Raw genomic sequence first — 9,907 nt, 5'->3', positions numbered from 1 at the left:
GATCGTCGCTGACAACACGCAATTTTTTTCACAAGGACACATCACTATGACTGACAAATATCGCCATACCAAAGGCACCATACAGGACAATGCTATTGCAGCACTGCTCCATGACCCGCTGTTTCGCCAGCGTCGCGAAAAAAATCTTAAGGGCAAAGGAAGTTATTGCCGCAAAGGAAAACAAGGCAAGTCCCAAAACTGGGAGGCCAGTGGCAAAATCATTGACGGTGATTTTACCACTGCCCTTCTGGCTTACCCCTCAACAATACTTGCGCTGATACTTACGGCTTTTCTACAGAATAGATTGCCAGTCACCACCAACGAACCTGCAGCGTGAAAGATGACGGACATTTACCCAATAGATTTCATGTTGCAGGCAGGCGGCAAAAGAAAGAATCCCGATGAGCTTACACCGGTAAGTGATTCGGGTGAATGAACGCAGCCAACGAACCTGCAGCGTGAAAGATGATGGACATTTACCCAATAGATTTCATGTTGCAGGCAGGCGGCAAAAGAAAGAATCCCGATGAGCTTACACCGGTAAGTGATTCGGGTGAATGAACGCAGCCAACGAACCTGCAGCGTGAAATATGATGGGTAATTATAGGGTAGGCGGCTGCTGCGGTGACCTAAACCCCTTATTTTCATTTTGCTGTTGAAGCAAATCGCGAATTTCCGTTAATAGCACTTCTTCTGCACTCGGTTTAGGTGGTGCTGCTGGGGTTGCCTCTGGTTTGCGATGCATTCTGTTGATTAATGTAATGACACAGAACACTGCCAACGCGACGATCAAAAAATCAAACACATTCTGTAGGAAAATACCATACTGCAATACTACCGCTGGGATTTCGCCTTGTGCCGGTTTCATAACCCAGCCAAAGGATCGGAAATCGACGCCACCGATCAATAAACCTAACGGCGGCATGATGATATTCGCTACCAGTGAGGAAACAATTTTACCAAACGCGGCACCGATGATAACACCCACAGCCAAGTCCACCACGTTACCACGCATGGCAAATTTTCTGAATTCTTGCTGGAAACTCATAGGCTTGATCCTTTGGTAAACAATAAATTAAGTCTAACAAAGGATAATGGTTTTACCAGAAATTTTAACTGTTTGTAACCGTTTGCCGTGCAGGCCCGACAAGCCTTTGTTTATAAAAAGAATGGGCTAGGTTGGAACAGGCGCTCAACATCAGTGATGAATTTTTTGTCCGTCAAAAACATGATCACGTGATCGCCCTGCTGGATCCGGCAATTCTTATTGGCGATGATGACCTCATCGCCGCGCACGATGGCGCCAATAATAGTACCGGGTGGCAATTTGATCGCATCAATGGTACGTCCTACCACTTTGGACGTGCTTTCGTCGCCGTGTGCGATGGCCTCAATAGCTTCGGCTACGCCGCGGCGTAAAGAGGATACGCTGACAATATCCGCTTTGCGCACATGGCCCAACAGGGCGGAGATGGTCGCCTGCTGAGGCGAAATGGCAATATCGATGACGCTGCCCTGGACCAAATCTATGTAGGCGCGGCGCTGGATTAATACCAGTACTTTTTTCGCCCCCATGCGCTTGGCCAGCATAGCTGACATAATGTTGGCTTCGTCGTCGTTGGTAATGGCAATAAACACGTCGATTTGCTCGATATGTTCTTCGGCCAATAATTCCTGATCTGAAGCATCACCGAAAAATACAACCGTATCATGCAGCAATTCGGCAAGCTCTGCCGCGCGTTGTTGGTCACGTTCGATCAACTTGACGCTGTAATCCTTTTCCAACCGTTGCGCCAGACCTGCGCCGATATTACCACCACCCACAATCATGATGCGTTTATAGGGTTTTTCCAGGCGCTGCAGTTCACTCATTACTGCGCGAATATGAGGGGACGCAGCGACAAAAAACACCTCATCCCCGGCTTCAATCACCGTGGATCCCTGAGGGCGTATTGGACGATCTTGCCGGAAAATTGCGGCGACCCGCGTTTCAATGTGCGGCATATGTTCACGCAGTGATGATAAGGCACTCCCCACCAAGGGTCCGCCATAATAGGCTTTTACTGCCGCGATGCTTACTTTACCCTGGGCAAAGTTAACCACCTGCAGTGCGCCAGGGTATTCGATTAATTTGTAGATATTATCGATGACCAACTGCTCAGGCGAGATCAGATGATCGATGGGTACCGCTTCGGTATTGAATAATTTCGCCGATTCGCGAATATAGTCCGCCGATCGGATGCGGGCGATACGATTAGGCGTTTTGAATAACGTATAGGCTATCTGGCAAGCCACCATATTGGTTTCGTCTGAGTTAGTCACGGCAACCAGCATATCAGCATCTTCGGCACCAGCTTCGCGCAGTACTCTAGGGTGAGACGCATGGCCTTGAATAGCCCGGAGATCGAATTTATCCTGCAACTGGCGTAGCTGGGTTGGGTCCGTATCAACAATGGTGATATCGTTATTTTCACCCACCAGGTTTTCAGCCAGAGTACCGCCAACCTGGCCCGCCCCAAGGATTATTATTTTCATAGTCGACTCGTTATGCCCATGAGGTACCCGTCATAGTGTCGGATGTTTCGCTTTTGATCATCTTAGCGTAAAAGAACCCATCACCTCCATCCGGAGTGGGTAAACATTGTAGGCCAGGACTGGTGGCATCGCCGGTTTCAACCAACGACGCATCGGGATGGGAGGCTAGAAAACGTCCAATCTGCTCGCTATTTTCTTCCGGCAAAATGGAGCAGGTGGCGTAGAGCAACGTGCCGCCGGGTTTAAGCAACGGCCAGGTGGCGACCAGAATGGCTTGTTGCAATGCGACCAGTTCGTCAATATCCCTGTCGCGGCGCAGCCATTTAATATCGGGGTGGCGGCGGATCACCCCCGTGGCGGAGCAGGGTGCATCCAACAGGATGCGATGCCAGGTTTGCCCTTGACTCCACTGTTCCGGCGAACGGCCGTCACCGGTGATGACATTCGCATGCTGCTCTAGACGTTGTAGGTTTTCTTTGACGCGTGCAATACGCTGGCGGTCCACATCCACCGCAGTTACCCGCGCACCGGGAGCCAATTCCAGCAAATGGGTGGTTTTACCGCCCGGTGCCGCGCACAGGTCGAGAATATCCTCGTTGTCCCTGGGTGCCAGCAATAAGGCGCAACCTTGCGCCGATGCGTCTTGTACCGTCACCCAACCCTGCTCAAAACCGGGTAAACGACCGACATTACAGGGTATCTCCAGCCTGATCGCGTCCGGCCAACGTGGATGTGCCGTCGCGTCGATGCCCTCCAGCGCCAACAGCTCCAGGTACGCTTCCCGGCTATGATCCCGGCGGTTGACCCGCAGCCACATGGGGGGGCGCAAATTATTCGCCTGCATAATCGCTACCGCCTGTTGCCCATAGGTCTGCCTGATGCGATTGGCCAGCCAGGATGGGTGCAGATGGTTGCTGTCTTGCTGTTCCCCCTGCGCCTGCAGCTCGGTTTGCTGGCGCTGAAACTGGCGCAATACGCCGTTTACCAGGCCCTTCAGCTGCGGAATCTTCAACGCCACAGTGCCTTCCACGGTTTCGGCCAGGGCAGCGTGGGGCGGAATACGGGTATATATCAACTGATAAAGACCCACCATCAACAAATAGTGTACGGTACGCTGTTTGCCGGTCAGCGGTTTGGCCATCAACTGGCGGATATACCATTCGAGCAGTGGCAGGGTACGCAAAATACCGAAGCACAGCTCTTGCAATAGGGCGCGATCTTTATCTGCCAAGGTCTGCTGTAACGTGGGCAGTATCAGACTTAAGGACTGGCCATGCTCAAGAACCTGAGCCACAGCCTTGGCGGTGACGGCGCGAAGATTATACGGTTTATTCATAATTGACCGGAGGGTAGTGTGAATGGCTGGAAAAAACAACCCGGTTGAGATGTACTCCCTTTCCGGGCGATCGCCAAAATAACATCAATCCAGGATGGTGCCTGGGGTAAACCACTCGCGGCGGGAATTAAGCAGATCCTGCGCTGGCATGGTTTTTTTCCCGGCTGGCTGTAGCAAGGTCATATTTAGCACACCATCCGCCGTGGCGACCTGAATGCCGGTTTTGTCCGCCTTAAGCAACGTGCCTGGCGCGGCCGATGTCGCGATATCTAACACGTCGGCCTGCCAGACTTTTATTGCTTGCCCGGCAACGTTAAAAAAGCTGATGGGCCAAGGATTAAAGGCCCTGACGCAGCGCGATAGCTGCACGGCCGAAGATGACCAATCAAGTCGTGCTTCTTCTTTGGTGAGTTTTTCCGCGTAAGTGGCGAGTCCGACATCCTGTTTTTGCGGCGACAAGCTCCCAGCGGCACAGTGCGAGAGTGTCTCAAGCAGCGCTTGCGGCCCGATATCGGCCAATTTGTCATACAGACTGGCACTGGTATCGCCCGGCTGGATAGGACAGGTCGCTTTATACAGCATATCGCCAGTATCCAGCCCAGCATCCATTTGCATAATGGTAACGCCGGTTGCGTCGTCTCCGGCCCACAATGCCCGCTGGATTGGTGCGGCGCCCCGCCAGCGCGGTAGCAATGAACCGTGCACGTTGAGGCAGCCCAAACGCGGCATAGCTAACACCGCCGGAGGTAAAATCAGGCCATAGGCCACCACGACCATAATATCGGCGTCAAGCTCATTGACCTGTTGTTGACTCTCGACTGGGCGCAGGGATTTGGGTTGGAACACGGGCAACTGGTGTTGTAGTGCCACATTTTTTACTGCGCTGGCCGTGAGTTTATTGCCCCGACCCGCCGGGCGGTCGGGTTGGGTGAATACTGCCACCACCTGATGCTGCGAGCCGATAAGGGCACTCAGATGCCGCGCGGCAAAATCTGGCGTACCGGCAAAGATAATGCGTAATGAATCGGACACGTTATTTCCTGATTAGCAGACACTATTTGTCTGCGTTGTCTGCGCGGGCGTTAATTTTCGCCATTTTTTCCATTTTTTGACGGATACGCTGACGCTTGAGCGGTGAAAGATAATCAACAAACAGCTTGCCGACCAGATGATCCATCTCATGCTGGATACATATTGCCAGTAATTCATCTGCCGTAAGCTCGAAAGAATTACCGTCTCGATCCAGCGCTCTCACCGTCACTTGCTCAGCTCGTGGAACAAAACCACGCTGATCGGGAATGGATAGGCACCCTTCCTCTATTCCGGTTTCACCGTTTTTGGCTATCAGCTCTGGGTTGATGAAAACATAACGCTGGTCATGGGTTTCCGACACGTCAAGGACGATAATCCGTTGATGTATGTTGACTTGAGTCGCAGCCAAACCGATACCTTCCTCGGTATACATGGTGTCGAACATATCATCCACGATCCGACGAATAGCGTCGTCTACTTTTTTAACGGGTTTCGCAATAATGCGAAGCCGCTCATCCGGGTAATGTAATACCTGCAATACTGCCATATGAGTCTATATCTGTGTCCGATTATGAAAACAATTATACCTCTTATTCTAGACATTTCTTGTCCTGATTGACAGCATCCGCAGCTAAATGTCGTGTCAATCACATTCAAGCGTGCGGGGAAGAAGGGATGACTTTGTTGGAAATGTGGTTACGTCTGGCGGCGGTGAAGGGTGTTAACGGTGCAAAAGCCTATGCTGCGCTTGCGCAAATGACCCTTTGCGAGGTTTCGGACACCAGGACAGCGGTTCTTGGCATTTTAACGCCGGCTCAGCGCCAGCGATTTCATCGTTATCCGCAAAACCATGTCACGTCGGCGCTACGCTGGATGGACGATCCTCAACACCATTTTGTACCTTATGATCATCCCCACTACCCGGCGTTGCTAAAGGACATTGCGTGCCCGCCGCCGGCGTTATTCGTTAAAGGGTCGCTTTCCTGCCTCGACGCCACGCAGCTGGCTATGGTGGGCAGCCGTAAAGCGACGTTATATGGCGAACAATGGGGCGAGCATTTTGCCGCCACCCTGACTGCGTGCGGGATAACCATCACCAGTGGGTTGGCGTTTGGCATCGATGCCGTGTGCCATCGTGCGGCGCTGGATGCTCACGGACAGACGCTGGCCGTGCTTGGCAGCGGTTTGCAAAACCTCTATCCTGCGGCGCATCGCCAGCTTGCGGAACGCATCGTACAGGAAGGGGGGGCGCTGGTATCGGAATTTGAATTAAATGCAGCGCCGTTGGCCATGCATTTTCCCTACCGTAACCGGATCATCAGCGGATTAAGCCGGGGTGTACTGGTGGTAGAGGCCGCAGCCCGCAGCGGATCGTTGATCACTGCCCGCTACGCCCTTGAACAGGGCAAAGATATTTATGCCCTGCCTGGCCCGCTGGGCAATCATGGCTGTGCCGGCACGCATTGGCTGATCCAGCAAGGGGCTTATCTCGTTACCCAGCCTAAAGAGATCATTGAGCAGCTCAGTGGAGGGTTAACGTGGCTGCCTTTGGCTACCAAACAAATTATTTCTGCGTCAGATGATGAAGTTAAATTGCCATTTGCCGATGTGTTGGCTAACGTAGGGGATGAGGTTACACCTGTAGACGTCGTCGCTGAACGTGCCGGCCAACCTGTGCCAGAAATAGTGGTTAAACTATTGGAGCTGGAGTTAGCAGGCTGGATCGCAGTTGTACCCGGCGGCTATGTCCGTTTAAGGAGGGCAGGCCATGTTCGACGTACTAATGTACTTGTTTGAAACATACATCCACAATGAAGCAGAAATGCGGGTGGACCAGGATAAGTTAACCGATGACCTCACCCGTGCGGGTTTTCATCAAGATGATATCTACAATGCGCTGAACTGGCTGGAGAAGCTGGCTGATTTGCAGGATGGGCAGGGTAAAGCCTTTGCCTTGGGTGCCGATCCGTTGGCCATGCGTATCTTTACTGATGAGGAAAGTCTATTCCTGGATACGGAATGCCGTGGTTTCCTATTGTTTCTAGAACAAATCCAGGTGCTAAACCTTGAGACCCGTGAAATGGTTATTGATCGGGTTATGGCATTGGACGCTGCTGAATTTGATCTGGAAGATCTAAAATGGGTCATCCTGATGGTGCTGTTTAATATCCCCGGATATGAAAATGCCTATCAACAAATGGAAGATCTTGTCTTCGAAGAAGATGAGAACCGCCTGCATTAGCATCACTGACGATATATCCCTATGGCAAAAGCTGCGCTCTTTACCGCTAGGCAAACCGAACTCTGTCCTGAATGTGGGGCAGAGCTTGTTATGCGCTCCGGACAACACGGCCCGTTTCTTGGTTGCTCCCAATACCCGGGGTGCGCTTATATCAAGCCGTTGAAATACCAGGCCGATGGACATGTCGTCAAAGTACTGGATGGCCAGGTATGTCCACTATGCCAGGGGACGCTGGTGCTGCGCCAGGGCCGTTATGGCATGTTTATCGGTTGTGCGGATTATCCGACATGTGATTATGTCGCCGCAGTGGACCAACCCGACGTGACAGCGTTCGAATGCCCAGCTTGCCGAGAGGGAAAATTGGTACAGCGGACATCACGTTTCGGCAAAAATTTCTATGCCTGCGACCAATACCCCAAATGCCGGTTTGTGCTTAATTTCAAACCTGTGGCGGGGGTTTGCGATCAGTGCCAGTTTCCGTTACTGATGGAGAAAAACACGGCGCGGGGCCCGAAACTGTTTTGCGCCGATAAAGCATGTGGCAAACCGGTGGCCGAAAAAGAACATGATGAAGAATAAACTGCCGTCAACGTTGGCGGATATCGTTGAGGCACTGCGCCGCGAGCAAGTGGTTGCTTATCCCACCGAAGCGGTGTTTGGTCTGGGATGTGACCCGGACAGTGAGGCTGCAGTAAGTGACTTGCTCACGATCAAGCAGCGTGCTTGGACTAAAGGGTTGATATTGGTTGCGGCGAATTATCAGCAATTACTACCCTATATAAACGACACCCAGCTCACCGTTGCGCAGCGAGAACGGGTATTTGCCCGCTGGCCGGGTCCGGTGACCTGGGTGATGCCGGCCCGGCCGGAAACACCTCGCTGGTTAACCGGGCAATTTACCACCTTGGCCGTGCGCGTCACGGCTTTTGCTCCGGTTAAACAGCTTTGTCTGGCGTTTGGTAAACCTTTGGTGTCGACCAGCGCCAATCTTTCCGGAGAACCGCCAGGACGCAGCGCTGCTGAGGTGCGTCGGCAATTGGGCAATGATTTCCCGGTAATGGATCTTGAGGTGGGCGGGAGATTGAATCCCTCGGAAATTCGTGACGCTTTAACCGGCGAACTGATTCGACACGGCTAACCTGGAGTTAAGGTAATGGATACGTATGCCGTTTTTGGCAACCCAATAAAACACAGCAGATCGCCGCAAATTCATGCCTGGTTTGCCTCACAAACCGGTATCACACATCCTTACGGGCGCATACTGGCCGAACCTGATGCGTTTGAAACCACCCTGCTGAGATTTTTTACTGCGGGAGGCCAAGGTGCCAACATCACCATGCCGTTTAAAGAGCGGGCCTTCGCGCTATGTCATCAGCTAACGGAACGGGCAGCTCAGGCTGGTGCGGTTAACACGGTAAAAAAACAGGCCGATGGCTCGCTATTGGGTGACAACACTGATGGCATCGGTTTACTGGCGGACCTGCAGCGTATTGGTTTGATCAGGCACGATAGCCGCATTTTGCTGATTGGCGCCGGCGGCGCAGCGCGGGGGGTTATACTGCCGTTGCTTTCCTATGGGTGTTCCATCGTTGTGACCAATCGGACGTTTAAACGCGCGCAGGAGTTGGAGATTTTTTTCCAGCATGTCGGCATTATCACCGCCCGTCCATTGAACGAGCTCAGCTCGCCTGATTTTGATCTGATCGTTAACGCCACAACATCGGGGGTGCACGGCGAAATACCGGCGTTGGTGCCGACGCTTATCACGCCGGCGGTACATTGTTATGATATGTTCTACCAATCAGGCCTAACGCCTTTTTTACAATGGTGTGTGGCACAAGGTGCAGGGGAGAGTGCCGACGGCCTGGGTATGCTGGTGGGACAGGCGGCCTATTCCTTCATGCTCTGGCACGGTGTGCTACCTGACATTGAACCGGTATTAGCGCAATTGCGCCGGGAAGTCGCAGCATAAATCCAATAGACTTCGGGTGCAGAAAGGCAGCACCTCTTGTTGGTGCTGTCGCGACTAGATTTCTTGAGCCAGATATTCATCCTTCCAGCGCACATAATTATTGGCGGAATAGGTAAATCCGGCAATCTCCTCTTCGGTCAATGACCTAGCCCTTCTGACGGGGGCACCTAGATAGAGATAACCGCTTTCCAGACGTTTGTTGGGTGGGACCAGGCTTCCTGCGCCTATCATGACCTCATCTTCCACCACTACCCCATCGAGCAGGATCGATCCCATACCGACCAAGACACGATTGCCGATGGTGCAGCCGTGCAGCATGACCTTATGACCTACCGTAACGTCGTCACCGATAATCAGCGGATTACCCAGCGGATTATGATCGGATCTATGGGTAACGTGCAACACGCTGCCATCTTGTATATTTGTTCGGTGGCCAATCTCCACTTTATTGACGTCACCACGAATGGCCACTAAAGGCCAGATGCTGACATCGTCCCCTATCGTGACCTGACCTATTACTACACTTGAAGGATCGACCAAGATCCTTTGGCCGAGGATGGGGAAGGTATTTTTAAATGGACGCAGTGGTTTTGAGGATTCCAACATAAGATGACCTTAATAAGCCGATATATTATTAACGACTTTACCGTCGCCGTCTGCACGATGACAACCCCTTCGATCCGGTAATTGCTGTTTTTTTGATAAGAGATCGCACAAGATCAGTGCGCAAGGGATGAAAAATAACCAGTCAGAAAGAAAAGATCAAAAAACGCTTGTGCAATATCTTCGG

At 52.1% G+C, this 9,907-nt stretch carries 12 protein-coding genes; 6 read left to right on the top strand and 6 right to left on the bottom strand.

Annotation, left to right across the window (positions count from 1 at the left end; all coding sequences use genetic code 11):
- Positions 1 to 46 precede the first annotated feature (46 nt).
- Positions 47 to 337, top strand: coding sequence for an alternative ribosome-rescue factor A (locus SJI19_RS22640; protein ID WP_323480527.1), 291 nt, complete (start codon positions 47 to 49; stop codon positions 335 to 337).
- Between the two features lie 264 nt (positions 338 to 601).
- On the opposite strand, the gene mscL is transcribed toward SJI19_RS22640, so the two are convergent.
- The 5 genes from mscL to def all read right to left on the bottom strand — a co-directional run bounded on the left by mscL (position 602) and on the right by def (position 5,450).
- Positions 602 to 1,048, bottom strand: a complete 447-nt coding sequence (gene mscL / locus SJI19_RS22635) for a large-conductance mechanosensitive channel protein MscL (protein ID WP_323480526.1) — start codon at positions 1,046 to 1,048, stop codon at positions 602 to 604.
- A gap of 110 nt (positions 1,049 to 1,158) precedes the next feature.
- Positions 1,159 to 2,535 carry a Trk system potassium transporter TrkA gene (trkA, locus tag SJI19_RS22630; protein WP_323480525.1) on the bottom strand — a complete coding sequence of 459 codons (1,377 nt, stop codon included), beginning with the start codon at positions 2,533 to 2,535 and terminating at the stop codon, positions 1,159 to 1,161.
- A gap of 10 nt (positions 2,536 to 2,545) precedes the next feature.
- Positions 2,546 to 3,871 carry a 16S rRNA (cytosine(967)-C(5))-methyltransferase RsmB gene (gene rsmB, locus SJI19_RS22625; RefSeq protein WP_323480524.1) on the bottom strand — a complete coding sequence of 442 codons (1,326 nt, stop codon included), beginning with the start codon at positions 3,869 to 3,871 and terminating at the stop codon, positions 2,546 to 2,548.
- A gap of 84 nt (positions 3,872 to 3,955) precedes the next feature.
- Complete coding sequence (gene fmt, locus SJI19_RS22620) at positions 3,956 to 4,903, bottom strand: methionyl-tRNA formyltransferase (RefSeq protein WP_323480523.1); 948 nt, start codon at positions 4,901 to 4,903, stop codon at positions 3,956 to 3,958.
- 22 nt (positions 4,904 to 4,925) lie between these two features.
- Entirely contained in the window at positions 4,926 to 5,450 is a 525-nt protein-coding gene (gene def / locus SJI19_RS22615; protein WP_323480522.1) for a peptide deformylase, read from the bottom strand.
- A gap of 128 nt (positions 5,451 to 5,578) precedes the next feature.
- On the opposite strand from def, the gene dprA reads away from it, so the two are divergent.
- The 5 genes from dprA to aroE are packed head-to-tail and all read left to right on the top strand — an operon-like array spanning position 5,579 to position 9,117.
- Positions 5,579 to 6,700 (top strand): DNA-protecting protein DprA, encoded by a 1,122-nt coding sequence (gene dprA, locus SJI19_RS22610; protein ID WP_323480521.1) that lies wholly within the window; start codon positions 5,579 to 5,581, stop codon positions 6,698 to 6,700.
- A complete protein-coding gene (locus SJI19_RS22605) occupies positions 6,672 to 7,145 on the top strand; it encodes a DUF494 family protein (protein ID WP_323480520.1) in 474 nt (157 codons plus the stop codon). The genes dprA and SJI19_RS22605 overlap by 29 nt, the downstream gene beginning before the upstream one ends.
- 21 nt (positions 7,146 to 7,166) lie before the next feature.
- Entirely contained in the window at positions 7,167 to 7,724 is a 558-nt protein-coding gene (locus SJI19_RS22600) for a type I DNA topoisomerase (RefSeq protein WP_323480519.1), read from the top strand.
- Positions 7,714 to 8,283 carry an L-threonylcarbamoyladenylate synthase type 1 TsaC gene (tsaC, locus tag SJI19_RS22595; protein WP_323480551.1) on the top strand — a complete coding sequence of 190 codons (570 nt, stop codon included), beginning with the start codon at positions 7,714 to 7,716 and terminating at the stop codon, positions 8,281 to 8,283. Before SJI19_RS22600 ends, tsaC begins: the two co-directional genes overlap by 11 nt.
- Before the next feature lie 15 nt (positions 8,284 to 8,298).
- Positions 8,299 to 9,117: a shikimate dehydrogenase gene (gene aroE, locus SJI19_RS22590; RefSeq protein ID WP_323480518.1), complete on the top strand. Its 819-nt coding sequence runs from the start codon at positions 8,299 to 8,301 to the stop codon at positions 9,115 to 9,117.
- Positions 9,118 to 9,171: 54 nt separating this feature from the next.
- Here aroE and SJI19_RS22585 read toward each other — a convergent pair whose 3' ends face one another.
- On the bottom strand, positions 9,172 to 9,723 hold the full coding sequence (locus SJI19_RS22585; RefSeq protein ID WP_323480517.1) for a gamma carbonic anhydrase family protein: 552 nt from the start codon (positions 9,721 to 9,723) through the stop codon (positions 9,172 to 9,174).
- Positions 9,724 to 9,907 lie beyond the last annotated feature (184 nt).

The organism is Acerihabitans sp. TG2, assembly GCF_035013185.1.
Lineage (GTDB): Bacteria > Pseudomonadota > Gammaproteobacteria > Enterobacterales > Enterobacteriaceae > Acerihabitans.
This window is presented reverse-complemented; position numbering and strand designations above follow the sequence as displayed.

Excerpts from the sequence above, each read along its gene's own strand:
- aroE (WP_323480518.1), top strand. The coding sequence starts at position 8,299 with ATGGATACGTATGCCGTTTTTGGCAACCCAATAAAACACAGCAGATCG.
- rsmB (WP_323480524.1), bottom strand. The coding sequence starts at position 3,871 with ATGAATAAACCGTATAATCTTCGCGCCGTCACCGCCAAGGCTGTGGCT.
- mscL (WP_323480526.1), bottom strand. The coding sequence starts at position 1,048 with ATGAGTTTCCAGCAAGAATTCAGAAAATTTGCCATGCGTGGTAACGTG.
- SJI19_RS22605 (WP_323480520.1), top strand. The coding sequence starts at position 6,672 with ATGTTCGACGTACTAATGTACTTGTTTGAAACATACATCCACAATGAA.
- SJI19_RS22585 (WP_323480517.1), bottom strand. The coding sequence starts at position 9,723 with ATGTTGGAATCCTCAAAACCACTGCGTCCATTTAAAAATACCTTCCCC.
- tsaC (WP_323480551.1), top strand. The coding sequence starts at position 7,714 with ATGAAGAATAAACTGCCGTCAACGTTGGCGGATATCGTTGAGGCACTG.
- def (WP_323480522.1), bottom strand. The coding sequence starts at position 5,450 with ATGGCAGTATTGCAGGTATTACATTACCCGGATGAGCGGCTTCGCATT.
- SJI19_RS22640 (WP_323480527.1), top strand. The coding sequence starts at position 47 with ATGACTGACAAATATCGCCATACCAAAGGCACCATACAGGACAATGCT.
- SJI19_RS22600 (WP_323480519.1), top strand. The coding sequence starts at position 7,167 with ATGGCAAAAGCTGCGCTCTTTACCGCTAGGCAAACCGAACTCTGTCCT.
- dprA (WP_323480521.1), top strand. The coding sequence starts at position 5,579 with ATGACTTTGTTGGAAATGTGGTTACGTCTGGCGGCGGTGAAGGGTGTT.
- trkA (WP_323480525.1), bottom strand. The coding sequence starts at position 2,535 with ATGAAAATAATAATCCTTGGGGCGGGCCAGGTTGGCGGTACTCTGGCT.